The sequence below is a fragment of the Streptomyces sp. NPDC048462 genome, assembly GCF_043200175.1.
GTDB lineage: Bacteria > Actinomycetota > Actinomycetes > Streptomycetales > Streptomycetaceae > Streptomyces.
Genome location: NZ_JBICXG010000039.1, coordinates 39,680 through 59,139, shown reverse-complemented (window position 1 = coordinate 59,139; position 19,460 = coordinate 39,680). Strand labels below are relative to the sequence as shown.

Annotated in this window: 17 protein-coding genes; 3 read left to right on the top strand and 14 right to left on the bottom strand. The window is 72.3% G+C overall.

Going from position 1 to position 19,460, the window contains the following annotated elements; genetic code table 11:
* The first annotated feature begins 334 nt into the window (after positions 1-334).
* Positions 335-910, top strand: a complete 576-nt coding sequence (locus ACGFU6_RS36550; RefSeq protein WP_393616876.1) for a SigE family RNA polymerase sigma factor — start codon at positions 335-337, stop codon at positions 908-910.
* Positions 910-1,614, top strand: coding sequence for a hypothetical protein (locus ACGFU6_RS36545; RefSeq protein ID WP_393616875.1), 705 nt, complete (start codon positions 910-912; stop codon positions 1,612-1,614). Before ACGFU6_RS36550 ends, ACGFU6_RS36545 begins: the two co-directional genes overlap by 1 nt.
* Positions 1,615-1,672: 58 nt before the next feature.
* On the opposite strand, the gene ACGFU6_RS36540 is transcribed toward ACGFU6_RS36545, so the two are convergent.
* The 12 genes from ACGFU6_RS36540 to ACGFU6_RS36485 form a co-directional block, all read right to left on the bottom strand.
* Positions 1,673-2,806, bottom strand: coding sequence for a pectinesterase family protein (locus tag ACGFU6_RS36540; protein ID WP_393616874.1), 1,134 nt, complete (start codon positions 2,804-2,806; stop codon positions 1,673-1,675).
* A gap of 102 nt (positions 2,807-2,908) precedes the next feature.
* Complete coding sequence (locus ACGFU6_RS36535) at positions 2,909-4,246, bottom strand: polysaccharide lyase family 1 protein (protein WP_393616873.1); 1,338 nt, start codon at positions 4,244-4,246, stop codon at positions 2,909-2,911.
* Between the two features lie 65 nt (positions 4,247-4,311).
* On the bottom strand, positions 4,312-5,133 hold the full coding sequence (locus ACGFU6_RS36530; protein ID WP_393616872.1) for a rhamnogalacturonan acetylesterase: 822 nt from the start codon (positions 5,131-5,133) through the stop codon (positions 4,312-4,314).
* 168 nt (positions 5,134-5,301) lie between these two features.
* The gene (locus tag ACGFU6_RS36525; protein ID WP_393616871.1) at positions 5,302-6,636 is read right to left on the bottom strand and encodes an ABC transporter substrate-binding protein; all 1,335 of its coding nucleotides are present in this window, start codon (positions 6,634-6,636) and stop codon (positions 5,302-5,304) included.
* Between the two features lie 61 nt (positions 6,637-6,697).
* Complete coding sequence (locus ACGFU6_RS36520) at positions 6,698-8,254, bottom strand: family 43 glycosylhydrolase (RefSeq protein ID WP_393616870.1); 1,557 nt, start codon at positions 8,252-8,254, stop codon at positions 6,698-6,700.
* Positions 8,251-9,078 carry a PmoA family protein gene (locus ACGFU6_RS36515; protein WP_393616869.1) on the bottom strand — a complete coding sequence of 276 codons (828 nt, stop codon included), beginning with the start codon at positions 9,076-9,078 and terminating at the stop codon, positions 8,251-8,253. The genes ACGFU6_RS36520 and ACGFU6_RS36515 overlap by 4 nt, the downstream gene beginning before the upstream one ends.
* A complete protein-coding gene (locus ACGFU6_RS36510) occupies positions 9,075-10,256 on the bottom strand; it encodes a Gfo/Idh/MocA family protein (protein ID WP_393616868.1) in 1,182 nt (393 codons plus the stop codon). The genes ACGFU6_RS36515 and ACGFU6_RS36510 overlap by 4 nt, the downstream gene beginning before the upstream one ends.
* A gap of 5 nt (positions 10,257-10,261) precedes the next feature.
* A complete protein-coding gene (locus tag ACGFU6_RS36505; protein WP_393616867.1) occupies positions 10,262-11,182 on the bottom strand; it encodes a carbohydrate ABC transporter permease in 921 nt (306 codons plus the stop codon).
* On the bottom strand, positions 11,179-12,108 hold the full coding sequence (locus ACGFU6_RS36500) for a carbohydrate ABC transporter permease (RefSeq protein WP_393616866.1): 930 nt from the start codon (positions 12,106-12,108) through the stop codon (positions 11,179-11,181). The genes ACGFU6_RS36505 and ACGFU6_RS36500 overlap by 4 nt, the downstream gene beginning before the upstream one ends.
* A gap of 138 nt (positions 12,109-12,246) precedes the next feature.
* Entirely contained in the window at positions 12,247-13,974 is a 1,728-nt protein-coding gene (gene araD, locus ACGFU6_RS36495) for an L-arabinonate dehydratase (protein ID WP_393616865.1), read from the bottom strand.
* Positions 13,971-14,873 (bottom strand): dihydrodipicolinate synthase family protein, encoded by a 903-nt coding sequence (locus ACGFU6_RS36490; protein WP_393616864.1) that lies wholly within the window; start codon positions 14,871-14,873, stop codon positions 13,971-13,973. The genes araD and ACGFU6_RS36490 overlap by 4 nt, the downstream gene beginning before the upstream one ends.
* A gap of 32 nt (positions 14,874-14,905) precedes the next feature.
* On the bottom strand, positions 14,906-15,562 hold the full coding sequence (locus ACGFU6_RS36485; protein ID WP_393616863.1) for a GntR family transcriptional regulator: 657 nt from the start codon (positions 15,560-15,562) through the stop codon (positions 14,906-14,908).
* A 265-nt stretch (positions 15,563-15,827) separates the two neighbouring features.
* On the opposite strand from ACGFU6_RS36485, the gene ACGFU6_RS36480 reads away from it, so the two are divergent.
* Complete coding sequence (locus ACGFU6_RS36480; RefSeq protein ID WP_393616878.1) at positions 15,828-17,051, top strand: MFS transporter; 1,224 nt, start codon at positions 15,828-15,830, stop codon at positions 17,049-17,051.
* Here the strand turns inward: ACGFU6_RS36480 and ACGFU6_RS36475 are convergent.
* Positions 17,034-18,212 carry a hypothetical protein gene (locus ACGFU6_RS36475; protein ID WP_393616862.1) on the bottom strand — a complete coding sequence of 393 codons (1,179 nt, stop codon included), beginning with the start codon at positions 18,210-18,212 and terminating at the stop codon, positions 17,034-17,036. The genes ACGFU6_RS36480 and ACGFU6_RS36475 overlap by 18 nt on opposite strands.
* Positions 18,209-19,174 carry a 5-dehydro-4-deoxyglucarate dehydratase gene (locus ACGFU6_RS36470; protein WP_393616861.1) on the bottom strand — a complete coding sequence of 322 codons (966 nt, stop codon included), beginning with the start codon at positions 19,172-19,174 and terminating at the stop codon, positions 18,209-18,211. The genes ACGFU6_RS36475 and ACGFU6_RS36470 overlap by 4 nt, the downstream gene beginning before the upstream one ends.
* Between the last annotated feature and the right edge of the window lie 286 nt (positions 19,175-19,460).

The following is a 19,460-nucleotide window of genomic DNA, read 5'->3' as shown; positions in this document are numbered from 1 at the left end:
CGCCTCGAAGAACCGCGCCTTCAACACCGCGAAATCCACGATCCCCGCAACTCCCTGAACTCCAGGGTGTTGCGGGGATCGATAGAACCCGCCGTTCGGGATACCGGGGCGTTCGCGTGTCCCCGGGTGTTCGCGTGTCCCGGGCCCTTCAGGATTTCGCCGCGGTGCACCTTACTTGGTTACGCACCCGTGTCGAAGCGCTTCCGGGGTGCGCTGGTACGCTCTCGCCCCCCGCCCGCACACCATGGGCCGTGTCCGGGGCGTACCCGGCCGGCAACGTGCACGGCCGGGGCCGACGCGGGCACCGGCATCCGAGCGCAGGGACGGGGTAGCTGTGGGCACATCCATCGACGCCGACGATGCCGCCGCCGAGTTCCATGCGTTCTTCGAGGCCCATTACGCCGAACTCGCCCGGCTCGCCCGCCTGCTGACCGGTGAGGCCGACGCCGCCGACGACCTGGCCGCCGACGCCCTGCTGGCGCTCTGGCACCGCTGGGACCGGGTCAGGAACGCCGATCATCCGGTGGCGTACGCGCGCGGGGTGGTCGCCAACCTGGCCAGGACCCGGATCCGCAGCGCGGTGCGCGAGCGCCGCCGGATCGCGCTGTTCTGGGCGCCGCGCGGCGGCGGGGACGGGTACGCGGTCGAGGACCCGGACGTGTCGGCGGTGGTCGACGTCCAGGAGGCGTTGCGCAGGCTGCCGTTCCGCAAGCGCGCCTGCGTGGTGCTGCGGCACGCCTTCGACCTCTCCGAGCGGGACACCTCACTGGTGCTCGGGATCTCGGTGGGTACGGTGAAGAGCCAGACCTCGCGCGCCGTCGCGGAACTGCAGCGGCTGCTCGGTCCCGATACGCCCGCCGCGCACGTGCACGTGGCCGTCGCGGCGCAGCGCACCGGAGGAGGCCAGTGATGGACGAGGAGTTGCCCCGGCGGCTGCGGGACGCCGCCCAGGCGCACCGGCCGGACCGGGAGCGGATGCGGGCCCGGGTGGCGCGCGGCATGGCCGGGGGCCGCCCGTCGGTGCGGGTCGTGCGCCCGCCTCGCGCGGCGACGCCGTGGCTGCGGGTCGCGGGGGCGACGGCGGCGGTCTGCGCGGTGCTGGCGGCCGGGGCGTTCGCGGTCACCTCGGCGGACGGGGACGGGCCGTCCGGGGAGCGGGCGGCGGCCCCGCCGTCCGCCGTCGCCACGCCGTCCGCGCCCGGCGGTGCGCCGCGCGCCGAGGACGGGCCGCTGCGGGCGGACGGCGCCGTCGACCCGCACAGCAACGCGTACTGGGCGCAGAGCGATGTGACGCTGCGGACGGGCGAACCGCTCTCCTCGCTCACCGTCGAGCTGCGGATCGCGCTCACCGGCGGGGTGGCCGGCACCGGTTCCTGGCGCTCGTTGCCCGAGCGGGACTTCGCGGTGTCCGCGACCGAGGACGGCGGCTTCCTCGTCTACCGCTGGACGCTGAGGGCGGGGCGGACGGTCCCGGCCGGCACGCACACGTTCGCCGGGCAGTACAACCACGCGGAGGGCGCCCGGGACGCCTCGGGCGACTACCTGACGGCACACGCCGTCCGCGCCTCCGGCCAACGGGCCTCGGTGCGCGCCTCCTTCGGCCGGGACCGCTGACCGGCCCGCAGCGGGAAACGAACTCCCCTGCCCCGGCAGCCGGCGCATCGGACATCGGTTACGAGTGAGCAGCCGCGCGACGTGACGGGCGCCAGTCGCCGAACCAGGCGGCCGGGGTGTGCAGGCGTGCCTCGGCGGCGGTCAGCCGGGGGCGGTTGGCGGGCACGGTGACGCGCGCGCCGGGGCCGGTGTTGTGGTACTCGGCGAACCGCTGCTCCTGCCAGGGGAAGCCCGCGGCCATGGTCCCGTAGGGCTCGTCCGTGTCGATTCCCGCGCCGAGCAGGCTGTCGCGCACGGTCAGCATGGGGTGTGCGGTGAGGTCGGAGGAGGGCACCCAGGGGCGGGCCAGTCTGAAGTACCCGTCCGGCGCGGTGCTGGTGACGGCGGAACGCAGCACCAGGTAGCCGTGCGGGTTGGCGCCGGCGGTGCTGGGTGCGAAGACGAAGCCGTAGGGCGCGGCCGCCAGGTCGGTGCGGGTCAGGGTGCGGAAGTGACAGCGGTCGAGGACGGCGGTGGCGCGGCCGAAGACGAAGTCGACGTCTCCTTCGACGTAGCAGTCGCGGTAGTACTGGCGGGCGAAGTCGGACAGGGCGGGGGAATCGGCGTACAGGGTGTCCTGGTGCCCGAGGAAGCGGCAGCCGTAGAACGCCGAGCGGTCGCCCTGCACCTTGATGGCGACGGCCTGGGTCCCCGTGTATTCGGGGTGGTCGGCGCGCAGCCAGTCGTTGGCGAAGGTCAGGCCGTGGGCGGTGAGTCCGGCGGGCCGGGCGGTGACGGTGGCGGATCCGCTGGTGCCGTAGGTTCCCGAACCGTCGGGCCGGGGGGTGCCGTTGGCGTTGCCGTACACGATGACGGTGTCGTGCGGGTCGCCGCTCGCCCCGATGAGGGTGAGGCCGGTCCGGTCGGCCGGGATGCCGACCGTCTCGCGGTAGGTGCCGGGGGCGATCACCAGGGTGCGGCCGGGGCCGGTAGCGGCGTCCACGGCGGCCTGGACGGTGGTGTGGTCGCCCCTGCCGTGGACGTCGACGTACAGCGTGGCGGCATCGAGGCGCCGGGACGGTGAGCCGTAGCGTCCGAAGGGGCGGTGTGCGTCGGGCCGGCCGTGGGCGTGCGCGGCGGGGGCTGCCGCCGCGAGGACGAGGGCGGCGCTGCCGCCCGCGAGCAGGGACAGGGCGCTGCGTCTGCTGGGCATGTCGGTACTTCCTTACGCGGGTGCGCGACGGGGCCGGACGGGATCCGCGCGGTGGCGGAGAGGCCACCGGTGGGAGTCCCGTCCGGTACGGGCTATGAGTGGTCAGGCACCCGGAATCCGGCCGGCGCCGGCCGTGAGGCCGACGATCAGGGGCACGAACAGCGGGTGGTCGACCCTGGTGCGCAGCGTCGGCGTCCAGCCGGCGCCCGCGGTGAGCTGCTCCTCGGGAACGCCCGCGTTGTGGACGGCGATGAGGTCCGTCCGGCGGCCGTTGACGTAGTTGTCCGCCGCGGTGAGCGAGGACTCGGACCACTTCTTGAGGATCTTCGCCTTGTCGAACTCACCGCTGAGGCTGAACGCGTTGTGCTCGGCGACGAGCTGGGACTTCGAGCCGATGCCGTACGTGTAGCCGTAGACGCTGCCCTTGGTGGCGACGAAGTGGTTGTTGTACGAGTCGACCTGCCCGAAGCGGACGCGGGGCGCGCGCTCGTTCACGTCCTTGAAGAGGTTGTGGTGCAGGGTGACCCGGAGCTTGCCGCTGTCGGTGGCACCGGCACCGTCGCTGTTGCCGATGAGCATCGTCTTGTCGTGGTCCTTGAGGACGTTGTACGAGGCGGTGACGAGGTCGGCGCCCTTGACGATGTCGAAGAGCCCGTCGTGCTGCTGGTACCGCTCGTCGAAGTAGACCGGCTGGTCGGCGTCGGGGCGGTCACCGTCGCTGAAGGTGTTGTGATCGACCCAGACGTGGTCGGATCCGTAGACGACGAGGTTGTCGTACTCGGAGTTCCAGTGCCCGGTCTCACCGTCGGTGGGGTCCCACTGGGGGAAGCAGTCGTAGGTGTCCTCGAACGAGATGTTCCGGACGATGACGTTGGAGACGTTCTGGATCTGGAGGCTGGCACCGATGACCGTCGCGTCCTTGCCGACGCCGATGAGCGTGGTGTTGGACGGTACGTAGACGTTCACGGCGGCCTTCTGCAGCTTGGCCGAGGCGAGCCGGGCGTCCTCCAGGGGGCCCGACGGAACCTCGGTGCGGCCCCAGGTGGCCGGGTCGTAGGCGGCGAGGTACTTGTCCAGGGTGTAGCCGTCGGCCTGGTACGCCTCGCAGCCGATCGGGGTGCCCTCGGCGTCGGAGTTCCCGTGGACGGTGCCGTCGATCTTGATGACCTTCGGTGCGTCGCCCGCGTCCTCGAAGGCGGCGATGAGTTCAGCCCGGTTGCTCACGGTGTAGACGTGGTCGGGGGTGGCGGCGGAGCCGCCGGTGGTGGAGCCCTCGGCGGCGGCCCAGCCGTCGTTCTCGGCGAGGACGGCACGGTCGATGCCCTTGGGGGCTCCGCCCGGATGCCCGGTGGCCTGGGCGGGAACGGAAACGGCGAGCGCCAGGGAGGCGCAGCCCATCACCAGGGCGATGGCGCGAGCATGACAGATGCGTGCGGGCATGGCGGTTCCTTCGGTGGTGAGGTGAGGTGAGAAGGGGTGAGGAGGAACGGGGATGGCGGCCGGCGTCAGGCCTGCGGCCAGGTGATCCATTCGAGCGGGATCGCGGAATCGGTGCGCCGTACCTCGCGCGGGGCGAGTACCTTCCCGGCCACGAGTGCCCGGGCGACGAGCCGCGCGGCCTCGATGGCGCCGCGGGGCTGGAAGTGCGTGTTGTCCTGTTGCCCGTCGGGGTAGTTCGGAGACCGGCCCGGCTCCAGCCAGTTGAAGTACGCCGTCGTGCCGTCGGGACCGAGTTCCTGCCAGCGCGCGAGCGTGAGCGCCTGGAGATCGAGCAGGGGAACGCGCTCCTCGGCGGCCAGCGCGCGCATCGCGGCCGGGTACTCGCCGTGGCTGGGCCTCGCCGTACCGTCTTCGGCGAACCGCCGGCGCTCCACCGGGGTGAGCAGGACCGGCCGCGCCCGGCGTGACCGTGCGCCGTGCACGTACCGGCGCAGACAGTCCTGGTAGGTGGTGTACGGGTCGGTACCGCGGGCCGGATCCTCGGTCTTCTCGTCGTTGTGTCCGAACTGGATCAGCAGGAGGTCGCCCTCGCGCACCTCTCGCAGCAGGACGGCGAGCCGTCCCTCGTCGATGAAACTCTTCGAACTGCGGCCGTTCATCGCGTGATTGGCGACGGCCAGGGGGCGGCCGAGGAAGAACGGCAGGGCCATGCCCCAGCCGGTCTCGGGCGCCGCGTCGGCGTACTTCTGTGCGGCCGTCGAATCGCCGGCGATGTGCACGGTACGGGGGCGGCCGCCCGGACTGTGCGCCGCCGCCGCGGTGCCGGTGGCGAGCACCAGGGGCAGCGCGGCGATGGCCGCCGCGGTCTGCCTGCGAGTGAGTGACACGATGAAACTGCCTCTCTCGTGGATGCGTAGCGGTGCGTACGACGACGTGCGCACCGCGGTACGGAGTACCGGAGAAGAAGTGCGGGCGAGCGGGGGCCGGCGGCGGGACGCGACCCGAACCGCCGCCGGCCCCCGGTCGCCGGGGTGCCGGCCCGGCGGGCGGCCGGATCAGCCGTTGCCGATCTCCTTCCACTCCGCCTGGGCCTTGTTCAGCTCTTCGGCGATCTTGTCCAGGAAGGCCTTGGCAGTGACCTTGCCGAGCAGCAGCTTCTGGAACTCCGGCTCGTTGTCCGCCTTGCTGATGTTGTTCCAGTCGGGCAGGTAGTACGGCAGCTGCACGATCTTGGTGGAGCCGTCGGTGAGGGCCTTCGCGGCCAGCTCGGTCGGCTCCGTCGCGCTGATCCAGGGGTCCTTGGCGGCCTCGGTGTTGGCCGGGATGGCGCCGGCGGACTCGTTCCACTTGCTGTTCGAGGCGTGCGAGGCGGCGAACTCGATGAACTTCCAGGCGGCGGTCTTGTTCTTGCTGGACCGGAACAGGCCGAGGCCGTCGACCGGGTTGGAGACCTGGACCCGGGTGCCGCCGTCCCCGATGGGGTTGGGTATGCCGGCGAACTTCTCCTTGCCCAGGGCCTTCAGGTGGTCCTGGTAGGAGCCGAGGTTGTGGCTGAGCATCCCGATGGTGCCGGTGTCCCACTGGGCGACCATCTTGGTGAAGTCGTTGTTGACGTCGGCGGCAGGCGTCGACTTCTTGTAGAGCGCGGCGTACTTCTCCAGCGCGGCGACGTTCTTCGGGTCGTTGAGCGTCGTCGTGTCGCCGTTCCAGAACTCCGTGATGCCGGACTGGCCGTACGCGGCGTCCATGGCCTGGGCGATGGAGCCGGCGCCGCCCCGGATGGTGTAGCCGAACTTGTTCTTCTTGGCGTCGGTGAGCTTGTCGGCCGCCTTGTAGAAGTCGGCCCAGGTGGTGGGTGCCTTCAGGCCCGCGGACTCGAACAGGTCGGTGCGGTACCAGAGGGCGCCGTTGTTGGCGGAGGTCGGCACCGCGAACATGTCGTCGCCCCGGCCGCCCGCGTCCTTGACGCTCTCGACCATGCCCTCGACGAGCTTGCCCTTGAGCGCGGAGTCCGTGATCCGGTCGCCGAGCGGCTCCAGCGCCTCCTGCGAGACCATGTTGGCGAGGTAGGCCGTGCCGACGCCGCCCACGTCCGGCAGCCCGCCGCCGGCGATGGCCGTGTCGTACTTGGACTGCACGTCGGCGATCGGGATGGGCACGTACTTGACCTTGATGTCCGGGTTCGCCTTCTCGAAATCCTTGATGATCTCGGTCCAGATGGCGGTGCGCGGACCGCCGTTGTTGTCCCAGAAGGTGATTTCTCCCTTGCCGCTGCCCTCGGTTCCGCTCCCGCTGCCGTCGTCGCCGCAGGCAGTGGCGGTCAGCGCGAGTACCGCCGCGACGGACACCGCTGCCGCGGCACGCCCCCGCTGCGTCTTCGAGATCTTCATGGTCGGCTCTTCTCTGTGGGTGGTCCGGGTGACGGGTTGCTGCGTGGGGGGCTTCGTACGGTCAGGCGGTGGTGCGGAACCGGGTGAAGCAGGCCGTTCCGGCCGGCCCGGTCCCGGCAGGTGCGGTGGCGAACAGTCCGAGCAGGGCGCCGACCCAGCGCCAGGGCGTCGCGGCGAAGACCTGGCCCGAGGGCCTGAATCCGGTTCCGTCCCCCGTGTCGGCGTGGAAGCGGCAGCGGGCCCCGGGAGCCACCTCGATCCGCAGCCGGGCCCGCCCCTCGGAGGCCGGCCGGCTGTGCTCGGCGTCCCGTTCGTGTTCGGCGACGGTCTCGGCGTACCGGTGCACGAGCCGCACGGCCCCGTCCCCCGACCGCTCCAGGCCGATCCAGCCGAACGCGTCCCCGAGCACGGCGAGCCCCGCCTTGGCGCCCGCCTCCCCGCTGCTCAGGGAGAGGTCCACCTCGGCGGTGAACGTCTCGGCGGGCAGCCGCTGGACCAGCACGTTGGGCAGGGCCCGCAGGTCGTGCGCGTACGCGGTCCGTACGCAGCCGAGCCGCAGCCCGTCCCCGCCGTGCTCGACGGTCCAGCCGGGGCGGGGGTTGGCGGTCCACTGCCACTGCCTGCCGTAGCGGCCACCGGGGAAGCTGTCGCTGCTCGCCGGGGCCTCGGCGACCTGGCGGGGCGCGGCCGGCTTCGGGTGTGTGGAGACGGGTTCGCCCGCGTCGCCGATGACCGGCCAGCCGCCGTCCTCGGCGGCCCAGCTCATCGGCTGGAGGTGGACGACCCTGCCGTGCGCCCCGCGCTCCTGGAAGTGCAGGAACCAGTCCTCGCCCGCCGCCGTGCGGACCCAGCCGCCCTGGTGCGGTCCGTTGACGTGGGTGCGGCCCTGGGCGAGGACGACGCGTTCCTCGTACGGTCCGAAGAAGTCGCGGGAGCGGAAGGCGCCCTGCCAACCCGTCGCCACACCCCCGGCCGGGGCGAGGATCCAGAACTCGCCGTCGTGCCGGTAGAGCTTGGGGCCCTCCAGGGTGAACCAGCCGGGGATCGTGTCCGCGTCGACCAGGGTCTTGCCCTCGTCGAGCAGCTCCCGGCCGTCCGGGCTCATCCGGTGGCCGGTGAGCCGGTTCTTAATCCCGGAACGGGACTTGGCCCAGGCGTGCACCAGGTACGCCTCGCCGGTCCCCTCGTCCCACAGCGGGCAGGCGTCGATCAGCCCCTTGCCGGCCTTCACCAGGTGGGGCGTGGTCCACGGGCCCCGGATGTCCTCGGCGCTGATCTGCTGGATGCCGTGGTCGGGGTCGCCCCAGAAGATCCAGAACCGTCCGGCGTGGTGTCGCAGCGACGGCGCCCACACCCCTCGGTCGTGGCGCGGCACGGCGAAGTCCGCGGCGGGTTCGAGGCGGTCCAGGGCGTGGCCGACGATCGACCAGTTGACCAGGTCCCGCGAGTGCAGCAGCGGCAGTCCGGGGGCCCGGCCAAAGCTGGAGGCGGTGAGGTAGAAGTCCTCGCCGACCCGCACCACGTCCGGGTCGGACCAGTCGGCGTTGAGCACCGGGTTGCGGTAGGTGCCGTCCCCGAGGTCGGCGGTCCAGGGGCGGGCGCCTCGGGCGGTGCTCACGCGGTCACCGCCCGGCGGACGTAGGCGGCGGCCCCGTCCCGGTCGAGGCGGCCGTCCGCGATGACGGTGACGACCCTGCGCACCACGGTGGCGCCGGCCGGGACGGGCAGCCGGTGGGCGGCGGCGAGGGACGAGCCGACGCCCGGGTACTCGGTGGTCCGCACGAACCACGGGTCCTGCCGGGTCTCCTCGGTGGCGCCCGCGAACACCAGGGTCCAGCCGTCGCCGCTCATCGCGACCCAGTCGGCGGCGTGTCCGTGCACCGCGTCCTCGCCGTCCCCCCGGCCGCTGAACACGGCGGGCGCCGAGGGCTCCTTGGGCGCGCGCCAGAAGAAGCCGCCGTACCCGGCGCCCGGCCGGCCGTTGGTGGCGGGGCTGCCGATCGACAGGTCCGAGGTGCCCCGGTTGGTGAGCGAGAAGGAGAAGTCCAGCGCCCAGGCGGTGTCGGAGAGTTCGGCGGTGGCGACGGTGCGGTGCTCCCGGAGCAGTTCGGTGTCGCCGGCCTCCCAGCTGAGCTCCTCGACGAAGCCGTCCGGGTCGCGGAGCTTCCAGCCGAGGTGGCGCTGGATCCCGTGGTTGTCCAGTGCGGTGGGGCCCTGGTCGCGGACGAAGGTGCGGCCCCCCCAGAAGTTGTGCCCCGCCACGTCGGGCACGGCGACGGAGGTGCCCAGGTGGTGCAGGTGGTCGGCCGGGTGCTCCTCGGTGACCGGGGTGCCGCCGAGGGTGGTGACCGGGTGGAGGTAGGGGCGTCCGTCGGGGGCGGGGAGGTAGGTGTAGCGGCCGACGGGGCGGCCGGCGCAGCTCAGGAGTGCGGTGGTCGTCACGGTGAACTCACCTCGGTAGGGAGCGCCCAGGGGACGCCGAGTTCGGAGAAGAGCGTGAGGGTTTCGGCGCCCGCCGCGACGGCCGCGTCGATCCCGCGCACCACCCGGCGGGTGCCGCCGCCGGTGAGGGCGGGGGCGGTGTGCCAGGCGCCGGAGGGCAGGGCGCGCGGCTCGGGGGCGGTGCGTACGGCCTCGACGACCTCCATGAACGCGCCGGTGCGGTGCGGTGGTGCCAGTAGCGCGGTGCCGTGCGTCAGGTGGTCGACGAGGTTCGCCAGTAGGTCGGTCCGCCCGTGGACGGTCTCCTGGGGACCGTGTCCGGCGCGCTGGACGAGGACCCGGTCCTGCTTGTACCAGAAGGTGATCCGGCCTCGGTCGCCGTGGACGATCACATAGGGTTCCCCGGCCTGTTCGGCGCAGAGGGTGACGGCGGCGGTGACGGGCGGGCCGGACCTGGTGGTGAGGCGTACGCAGGAGGTGTCGTCGGCCTCGATGTCGTGGGCGCGGAAGAGTTCGGTCTCGATCGACGTGATGTCCCGCGCCTCGCCGCTGCCGGCGAGTTCGAGCGCGGTGGCGACGGCGTGCGCGAGCGGGTTGGTCAGGACGCCGTCGACCACGTCGGTGCCGCCGATCCGCCGCCGCCCCGCCCAGGGCGCCCGCCGGTAGTAGGCGTCGTCCCGGACCCAGGCGCCGGCGGCCCCGTAGCCGCGCACGGTGCCGACGGCGCCGGTGCGGACGAGTTCGCGGATGGCGGGCACGGCGTGCGAGCCGAAGGACTGGAAGCCGACCTGGCAGGCGATGCCCGTCTCCCGTACCCCGGTCAGGATCCGTTGGAAGTCGGCGAGGGTCGCGGCGGGCGGTTTCTCCAGCAGGAGGTGGACGCCGCGTGCGGCGGCGGTGAGGGCCAGCCCGGCATGGGTCTGGATGGGCGTGCAGATGACGGCGGCGCGGGCCCCGGTGGAGTCCAGGAGCGCACCGAAGTCGGCCGACTGCTCGGGGGGTTCACCGGCGAAGGCGCCGAGTTCGCCGTCGTCGAGGGGCCTGAGTTCACAGACTCCGGCGAGCCGGACGAGGCCCTGGTCCTGGAGACGGCGGATGTTGGCGAGGTGCCAGCGGCCGTGGCCGCGGGCGCCCGCGAGGACGATCGGGACGGGCGTGGTCGTGGGCAGTGACGGCATGTCCGTCACCCCTTCACGGCGCCGGCGCTGAAGCCGGTGATCAGCCACTTCTGGATGAAGGCGAAGACGATCACCACGGGGACCGCGGCGATCACCCCGCCCGCGGCGAGCGCGCCCAGGTCGACGCTGTCCGCGCCGATGAGGGTGTTCAGGCCGACCGGGATCGTCTGCTTGTCCTGCTCGCTGAGGAACATCAGGGCGAACAGGAAGTGGTTCCAGCTGTGCACGAAGGCGAACGAGCCGACCGCGATCAGCCCCGGCCTCAGCAACGGCAGCACCACCGCGCAGAAGGCACGGAAGCGCGAACAGCCGTCCACCCAGGCGGCCTCCTCCAGGGAGACCGGCACGTTCTTGATGAATCCGCTGATCAGGATGATGGAGAGCGGCAGCTGGAAGACCGTCTCGGCGATGACCACGCTGCCCAGCGAGTTGATCAGCTGGAGGTTCTTGAAGATCTCGAAGAGCGGTACGAGCATCAGCGCGCCCGGGATGAACTGCGAGCAGAGCAGCGCCAGCATGAAGGCGTTCTTGATCCGGAAGTTGAACCGGGCCAGCGCGTATCCGCCGGCCAGTGCGACGAGCGTGGTGGTGACCAGGGTGCAGATGCCGACGATCATGCTGTTCTGGAAGAAGACGGCGAAGCTGCGCTCGTTCCAGACCTTGTTGAAGTGCTCGCCGGTCATCGGCCAGGGCACCAGCGAGGTGGACCCGGCGGGGCGCACGGCGAACAGCAGCATCCAGTAGAACGGGATGAGGGTGAAGACCAGGTAGATGCCGAGCGGTACGTAGATCTGCCAGCGCGGCACCTCGTCGAAGGCGCGCTCGCGGCCGGGCCTGCGGCGCCGGTGCGCGGTGGGCGGGCGGGTGCTCGGCGCGGACGGGTGCGCGGAGTGGGTGCCGTTCTTCTCGGCCAGGGCGGCAGTCACTTGTGGTCGCCTCCGAACTTGCTCAGGCGCAGATAGACGATCGAGCAGAACAGGAGGATCACGAAGGCGACGGTGGTGAGCGCCGAGGCGTAGCCGAAGTCGTGGCCCTCGATGCCGGTGTTGGCGACGTAGAGCGGCAGTGTGGTGGTCTCGCCGGCCGGGCCGCCGCCGGTGAGGGTGTAGAGCAGGTCGACGTTGTTGAACTCCCAGACGCCGCGCAGCAGGGTGGCGAGGATGATCGCGTCCCGCAGGTGCGGCAGGGTGATGTGGAAGAACTGGCGCAGCCGCCCCGCGCCGTCGACGGACGCCGCCTCGTACAGCTCCTTGGAGACGGACTGGAGGTCGGCGAGGATGAGGATGGCGAAGAAGGGGACCCCGCGCCAGAGTTCGGCGACGGTCGCGGCCCAGAAGACGGTGCCGGTGTCGGAGAGCACCGAGGTGCCGTAGTCCCCGATGCCGGCGTCCGCGAGGTAGCGGCTGAAGCCGGTCGAGGAGTTGTAGAGCAGGATCCAGATGGTGCTGGTCAGCACGCCGGAGACGGCCCACGGGGAGAAGACCATGGCGCGGGAGATGCCCCGGCCGATGAAGGTCTGGTTGACGATCAGGGCGAGCGCGAGGCCGAGGGTGAGCTGCAGCGCGACCTGCGTGACCACCCACTGGGCGCTGAAGCCCAGGGTGGTCCAGAACTGGTCGTCCTCGGTGAAGATCCGGGTGAAGTTGTCGAAGCCCGCGAAGCCGTTCCGCCACGGCTTGGTGACGTTGTAGTTCTGCAGGCTGTAGTAGAAGACGCTGATCACCGGGTAGGCGATGAAGCCGAGCATCAGCAGCCCCGCCGGGGCGATCAGCAGGTACGGCAGTCGGCGGGGGCTCGCGGAGCGGCGCCTGGGCACCTTGGGCGGTGTGGCCACAGCGGCGGCTTGGGCCATGACACGTCTCCGTTCTCTGGTGGTACGGGGTACGGGTGCGGGTGCTTCGGGTGCGGGTGATGCGTGTAGTGCGCAAGCGCTTGCCGCATGGCGTTCGACGTGTCGAACAGGGTGGTGCGCGGAATTCCGGTGGGCCGTTCAGCCGGCGTACGGGTCGGGGACTTCTCCCGGCCGGGCCAGGAAGGCGAAGTCGCAGCCGGTGTCGGCCTGGGTGATCTGGTCCTGGTAGAGCGCCGCATATCCGCGCTCGTACCGGTTGGCCGGCGGCCTCCACTCGGCCCTGCGCCGCTCCAGCTCCTCCTCGCTCACGTCGAGGTGGAGCAGGCGTGCCTCGACGTCCAGGGTGATCGGGTCACCCGTGCGGACGAGGGCGAGCGGGCCGCCGACGTAGGACTCGGGTGCGATGTGCAGCACGCAGGCCCCGTAACTGGTGCCGCTCATCCGGGCGTCGGAGAGCCGCACCATGTCCCGTACGCCCTGCTTCAGCAGGTAGTCGGGGATCGGCAGCATGCCGTACTCGGGCATGCCGGGGCCGCCCTTGGGGCCGGCGTTGCGGAGCACCAGCACATGGTCCGGGGTGAGGGCCAGGGCCGGGTCGTTGATGGTGCGCTGCATCTCGCGGTAGTCGTCGAACACGACCGCGGGGCCGGTGTGGCGCAGCAGGTGCGGTTCGGCGGCGATGTGCTTGATGACGGCGCCGTCGGGGCAGAGGTTGCCGCGCAGCACCGCCACGCCGCCCTCCTCCGCGAGAGGGTTGTCGCGTTCCCGGATGACGTCGCTGTTGTGCACGAGCGCCCCGTCGAGCTGTGCGCGCAGGGTGTCGTGCGTGACCGTGGGGCGGTCCAGGTGCAGTACGTCGGTGAGCCGGGCCAGGAAGCCGGGCAGCCCGCCGGCGAAGTGGAAGTCCTCCATGAGGTACTTCCCGCCGGGCCGCAGATTGGCCAGCACGGGGACGGTGCGGGCGACGCGGTCGAAGTCGTCGAGGGTGAGCCTGACCCCGGAGCGGCCCGCCATCGCGATGAGGTGGATGACGGCGTTGGTGGAGCCGCCGAGCGCGAGGACGGTGGCGACGGCGTCCTCGTACGCGTCGGCGGTGAGGATGTCGGACGGCTTCCGCTGCCGCCACACCAGTTCGACGATCGCGAGGCCGGAGTGGGCGGCCATCCGGTCGTGGCCGGAGTCGACGGCCGGGATGGAGGAGGCGCCGGGGACGGTGACGCCGAGCGCCTCGGCCGCCGCGGTCAGGGTGGAGGCGGTGCCCATCGTCATGCAGTGGCCGGGCGAGCGGGCGAGCCCGTTCTCCAGTTCGGCCATCTCGCAGTCGCCGATGAGTCCGGCCCGCTTGTCGTCCCAGTACTTCCACATGTCGGTGCCGGAGCCGAGAACCTCGTTGCGCCAGTGCCCCGGCAGCATCGGCCCGGCCGGTACGAACACGGCCGGCAGGTCGGCGGAGGCGGCGCCCATCAGCAGCGCGGGCGTCGACTTGTCGCAGCCGCCGAGCAGCACCGCACCGTCGACGGGGTAGGAGCGCAGCAGCTCCTCCGTCTCCATCGCCAGCATGTTGCGGTAGAGCATCGGGGTCGGCTTCTGGAACGTCTCCGAGAGGGTAGAGACCGGGAATTCGAGCGGGAAGCCGCCCGCCTGCCAGACGCCCCGCTTGACCGCCTGGGCGCGCTCGCGCAGATGGACGTGGCAGGGGTTGATGTCGGACCAGGTGTTGAGGATCGCGACGACCGGCTTGCCAAGGTGTTCCTCGGGGAGGTAGCCGAGCTGGCGGGTGCGGGCGCGGTGGCTGAAGGAGCGGAGCCCGTCGGTGCCGTACCACTGGTGGCTGCGCAGCTCCTCGGGGGTGATGCGGCCGGTCATATGGACCATCCCGCGACCTGGTCCGCGACCTCGGCGCGCAGCGCCTCGGGCAGCACCCGGCTGGGCGGGCGGACCTCGCGGCCGCAGAGCCCGAGCGAGGCCAGGGCCTCCTTGACGACGGTCACGTTGTTGGCGGACTGCCCCTCGGCGCGCAGTTCCTCGAAGCGGCGGATCCGCTCCCAGATCTTCATGGCGGCCGGGTGGTCGCCGGCCCGCAGCGCCTCCAGCATGGCCAGCGAGACGCCGGGGGCGACGTTGACGAGGCCGGAGGTGAATCCGGTGGCGCCCGCGGAGAAGTACGAGGGGGCGTACAGCTCGGCGAGCCCGGCGATCCAGACGAACCGTTCCAGGCCGGCGTCCCGGGCGAAGGCGGCGAAGCGGGCGGCGTCCGGGACGGCGTACTTGACGCCGATGACGTTGGGGCAGCGGTCCGCGAGCACGGCCAGGGACTCGCCGTCCAGCTGCGGGTTGCGGATGTAGGGCACCACGCCGAGTCCGGGGACGGCCTCCGCGATGGCCCGGTGGTAGTCGATCCAGCCGCCCTGGGAGACGTACGGGTGGACGGGCTGGTGCACCATCACCATCTCGGCGCCGGTGTCCCGGGCGTGCTCGGCGGCGGCGACGGCGGTCGGCACGTCGTGGCCGACGCCGACCAGGATCGTGGCGCGGCCGCCCGCCTCGTCGATGGTCAGCTCGGTGACGGAGCGCCGCTCGTCGGGGGTGAGCGCGTAGAACTCGCCGGTGTTGCCGTTGGGGGTGAGGATGCGGACGCCGCCGTCGAGCAGCCTCCGCAGCAGGGCGCGGTGCGCCGCGGTGTCGATGGTGCCGTCCTCGGCGAACGGGGTGACCGGGATCGCCACGACGTCCGCGAGGGCCGCCCTGAGCGGTGTGAGGTCCATGCGGACCGGCCTTTCTTCGGTGTGCCGGTGGTTCACGCCGCACCGCCCCCGTCCTCGTCGTCGGGGAAGGCGCGGCGGACGAACGACGCGATGTGGTCGTGCAGGGCGCCGGCCGCGGCGTCCGCGTCGTCGGCGAGTGCGAGCCGCAGGATCTCCCGGTGCTCGGCCGCCTCCCGCTCCCAGGACGGGATGGTCGCCCAGGCGACGGTCGACACGAGGGCCGCCTGGTCGCGGACCTCGTCGAGCATCCGCGACAGCAGCGGGTTGCCGCAGGGCAGGTAGAGCGCCCGGTGGAAGTCCCGGTTGGCGAGCGACCTGTCCGCCTTGTCGCCGGCCGAGTCGGCCCGCTCCAGGGCCTCCTGGGCCGCGTCGAGCGAGGCCCTGCGGGTGATGGAGCGGCGCAGCGCCTCCGGTTCGAGCAGGAGCCGTACGTCGTACACCTCCCTCGCCATGGTCGCGTCGACCAGGCGCACGGTCACGCCCTTGTACTGGCTCATGACGACGAGTCCGGTGCCGGCGAGGGTCTTGAGCGCCTCGCGGACGGGGGTCTTGGAGACCCCGAACTGCGCGGCCAGCTCGGTCTCCACGAGCGCCTGCCCTGGTCTCAGCTGCGCCGTGAGGATCGCGTGCTTGATCGCCTCCAGCACGTACTGGGTGCGGGACGGAATCGGGGTGGGCGCAAAGGTCATGGGTGAAGGGCTCTCACATCTCGCGTATCGCGTCTCATATATGACGTACGAAGTACGACGCGATGAAGCTAGAGGCGCCGGGAATGTTTCGTCAACGCTTCCGGCAGAAGAACTTCGCCGGACTACGACGTGTGCCGTACACGCATCCCGGCGGCGGGCCGCCCCGCCGGACGGCCTACGGCATCCTCCCGATGCCCCGCGCCCGCCTTGGCCGCCAGCCTGATCGCACAACACAGATGCAGGTCAGGGAGGTTCGGTGGGCACGATGGCGGGTTCGGCGACGGGACGGGTACTGGGCGACCGGACGGCGGGTCTCTTCCTCGCGGCGGTCGTCGTCTCCGGGTTCGGCAGTTCCGCGATGTCGCTCGCGGCCGGGATCTGGGTCAAGTCACTTACGGGCTCGGACAGTCTGGCGGCGCTCGCCCTGTTCAGCGTCTGGCTGCCGGTGCTCTTCGGGCCGGTCCTGGGCGCGTTGGCAGACCGGTTGCCCAGGAAGCCCCTGCTGGTCGGGGCGAACGTCGTCATGGCCCTGCTGCTGACCACCCTGACCGCGGTGGACTCGGCGGGCCGGGTCTGGATCCTGTTCGCGGTGCTCATGGCCTACGGGACGAGTTCCGTGCTGATGGACTCGGCGGAGACGGCACTGGTCGCGGGGGCCGTGGACGCCCGGCTGCTGGGCGACTTCAACGGGCTGCGGATGATGGCGAACGAGGGCATGAAGCTGGTGGCCCCGCTGACCGGCGCGGCGCTCTTCACGCGCTTCGGCGGCGCCTCGGTGGCCCTGCTGGACGCGGCCTCCTTCGCGCTGGCCGCCGGGCTCTACGGGCTGCTGCGGGTGCGGCGGGCGACCCCGGCGGCGGGCGGGGGCGGGGCGGGCGGCTGGAGCGCCGGGGTGCGGCAGGTGTGGGGTTCGCCGGTGCTGCGGCCGCTGGTGCTCGCCGGATCGGTCACGATGCTGTGCGCCGGGCTCAACGGGGCGACGCTGTACGCCGTCGTGGACCGGGTCCTCGGCCACTCCCCCGCGTACGCGGGTGTGCTCTCGATGGCGCAGGGCGTCGGGTCCGTCGCGGTCGGGCTGCTGGCCGGACCGCTGCTGCGGCGGCTGCCGGAGCGGGTGTTCACGGCGGCGGGCATCGCCCTGTTCGGGGTGGCGGTGGGGCTGCGCGCGGTGCCGTACGACGCGGTGGCGCTGGTGGCGTGCGGGCTGATCGGGGCCGGGCTGCCGTGCGTGCTGATCGCCGCGATGACGGCGGTGCAGCGCGAGACGCCGGACGCGCTGCTGGGCCGGACGGCGGCGACCGCCGGCACGCTGATGTTCGCGCCCAACGCGGTGGCGCTGGCGCTGGGCGCGGGGCTGGTCGCGCTGGTGGACGTGACGGTTCTGGTGGTGCTGGTGGGAGCGGTGGCGCTGGCGGTCTCGGCGGTGCTGGTCACGGGCCGGCGGCGAAGGGTCACCACCGGCCCGCTCCCCTCATCGGCCGAGGCGTGAGAGCGCTTCGGCGACGGCCCGCAGATCCGGGTCCGATGCCAGCCCCGCGTGATACAGGCGCAGTTGGTTCGCACCGAGCGAGAGCGCGTGGCGCGCGTCGCGCTCCAGGGTGTCCGGGCTGCCGCCCATCCCGCGCACCGCCGTGAGGTTGGCCGCGAGCACACCGGCCCGCCCGGCGAACGGGCCGAGCACGGCCTCGCGCACCGGGTCGGCGCCGGTGCACGGCAGCACCACGCCGTCCGCCACGGACAGGATGTGCTCCGGGCCGACGCCCACGTTCGCGCCGGTGCGGTACGGCGCGGGGTCGGCGTGCAGCAGCACCTGGAAGTCCGGTGCGGCGACCGCCCGCACCGCGCCGACCACCGACTCCTGGAGCCCGCGGGCCACCTCGGTGCGCCACCGGAGCGTGGCGGCGGCGAGGTCCGCGCCGAGGAGCTTCTCGATGCCGGACCAGCCGGCTTCCTGCGAGCCGGCGCCGGACCAGGCCGGCTCCAGCGCCCTGCGCACCGCCCCTGCCAGTTCGTCGGCGTCCAGGCCCTGACCCGCGTACCCCGTGCGGCAGTCGGGGCAGAAGCAGAGCGACATCAGGTACTGGGCCGCGTCACCGAGGCCGACGCCCGCGATCTTGTCGTGGGCGTGCAGATGCGCGAAGCCGTACCAGCCGCAGGACTCCAGCTCGGTGCCGTGCGTACCGCCGCGCACCGCCGCCTCCGCCGCCAGGTCCACCAGGTAGGCGCGGACCTCGGGCCGGGCGATGCACGGGGCCCACGGGTAGCGGTCGCCGTAGGCGTTGACCACGCAGGTGTCCGGGTGCTCGGCGCCCAGCCGGGAGCTGTGCGCGAGGACCACCCAGCTGTGCACCTGGAGTCCCGCACCGGCCAGCGCCTCGGCGGCCTCGGCGTAGGGGTCCGGCGAGTCCACCCAGGACTGTGCGTGGGGGCGCAGCCGGCGTCCCGCCCAGCGTGCGGCGTCCGGCGGGTAGAGCACCGCCGCGTGCCCGGCCGTGACGATGCGGTGGCCGGGGTGCCGCGGGGTCAGCGCCCGGGTGGAGTGGTAGGCGGCGGCGAGCGTGACCTGCTGGACGCCGAGGTCCGCGACGCGGGCGGCCGCGTCCGGGTCCCCGACGACGTCCCAGGGGTACAGGAAGGCGGAGGTCCTCACCCGCGCTCCCCGGCGCCGGCGGCGTTCCGCTCCAGCAGCGCTCGGCCGCTCGCGATGATCGCGGTCAGCTCCTCGATGTGCGCGGCGGGCGGCTCGGTGAGCGGGCTGCGTACCCCACCGACGTCCAGCCCCTGGAGCCGGACGGCCGCCTTGACCAGCGAGACCGCGTAGCCGCGGCCCTTGGACCGCAGTTCGACGAGCGGCCGGTAGAAGTGGTCGAGCAGCGCGTTGACGAGGCCGTCGTCGCCCGCTTCCAGGGCCCGGTAGAAGGCCAGCGCGATATCGGGCGCGAAGGCGAAGACGGCGGAGGAGTAGAGCGTGACGCCGATGCCCCGGTAGGCGAGGCCGGTGAGCTCGGCGGTGGGCAGCCCGTTGAAGTACAGGAAGTCCCGGCCCGGCAGTCCGGTGCGGACGGCACTGACGATGCGCTGCATCAGGTCGAGGTCGCCGTAGCCGTCCTTGAGGCCGATGATGCCCGGCGTCTGCGCCAGGGCGAGGACGGTCTGCGGGGTGAAGACGGCGTTGTCGCGCTGGTAGACGATGGTCTCCAGCCCGGTGGCGGCGGCGAGCGACGTGTAGTGGGCCAGCAGCCCCTCCTGGTCGGCCACGACCAGGTACGGCGGCATGGCGAGGAGCCCGTCCGCGCCCGCCTCCTCCGCGAGCCTCGCGAACTGGACCGCGAGCGCGGTGCCGTATCCGGCGCCCGCCACGACGGGCACCTGGCCGGCCGTCTCCTCGACGGCCGCGGCGACGACGAGCCGGAACTCCTCGGGCGTCAGGGCGTGGAACTCACCGGTCCCGCAGCAGGCGAAGACCGCCGCCGCACCGGCGTCGATGCCCGTGCGCACGTGCGCGCGGAAGACCTCGAGGTCGACGGAGCCGTCGGGTCCGTAAGGGGTGACGGGGAAGAAGAGCGGCCCGGCGACAGCGGTGAGTCGGGCGGCAAGAGGGGCTGAGGTCACGGGCGCTCCCTGAGCGGTTCAGGCGTGCACAATTCTGACTGGCGTCCATATTCATGAACGCCTTCACGCTAGAGCAGCGGCTTACCGGGGTCAAGACAGGTCGCCCCGGTCCGGAGTCGGGGTTCCGCCCTCACGCACCGGACGGGCTCGGGTTCCAATCAAGCCGGTCCGGCGATCGAGGACGGAACCCCGCGCGCCGGTCCGGGGCGATCCCTCTTGACGCAACCCCATCCCGCTCCATATTTTGTCCACGCATGTGAACCCCATCCAAGGACCCGGCGAGCGC

Excerpts from the sequence above, each read along its gene's own strand:
- ACGFU6_RS36545 (WP_393616875.1), top strand. The coding sequence starts at position 910 with ATGGACGAGGAGTTGCCCCGGCGGCTGCGGGACGCCGCCCAGGCGCAC.
- ACGFU6_RS36540 (WP_393616874.1), bottom strand. The coding sequence starts at position 2,806 with ATGCCCAGCAGACGCAGCGCCCTGTCCCTGCTCGCGGGCGGCAGCGCC.
- ACGFU6_RS36535 (WP_393616873.1), bottom strand. The coding sequence starts at position 4,246 with ATGCCCGCACGCATCTGTCATGCTCGCGCCATCGCCCTGGTGATGGGC.
- ACGFU6_RS36525 (WP_393616871.1), bottom strand. The coding sequence starts at position 6,636 with ATGAAGATCTCGAAGACGCAGCGGGGGCGTGCCGCGGCAGCGGTGTCC.
- ACGFU6_RS36510 (WP_393616868.1), bottom strand. The coding sequence starts at position 10,256 with ATGCCGTCACTGCCCACGACCACGCCCGTCCCGATCGTCCTCGCGGGC.
- ACGFU6_RS36500 (WP_393616866.1), bottom strand. The coding sequence starts at position 12,108 with ATGGCCCAAGCCGCCGCTGTGGCCACACCGCCCAAGGTGCCCAGGCGC.
- araD (WP_393616865.1), bottom strand. The coding sequence starts at position 13,974 with ATGACCGGCCGCATCACCCCCGAGGAGCTGCGCAGCCACCAGTGGTAC.
- ACGFU6_RS36490 (WP_393616864.1), bottom strand. The coding sequence starts at position 14,873 with ATGGACCTCACACCGCTCAGGGCGGCCCTCGCGGACGTCGTGGCGATC.
- ACGFU6_RS36485 (WP_393616863.1), bottom strand. The coding sequence starts at position 15,562 with ATGACCTTTGCGCCCACCCCGATTCCGTCCCGCACCCAGTACGTGCTG.
- ACGFU6_RS36480 (WP_393616878.1), top strand. The coding sequence starts at position 15,828 with ATGGCGGGTTCGGCGACGGGACGGGTACTGGGCGACCGGACGGCGGGT.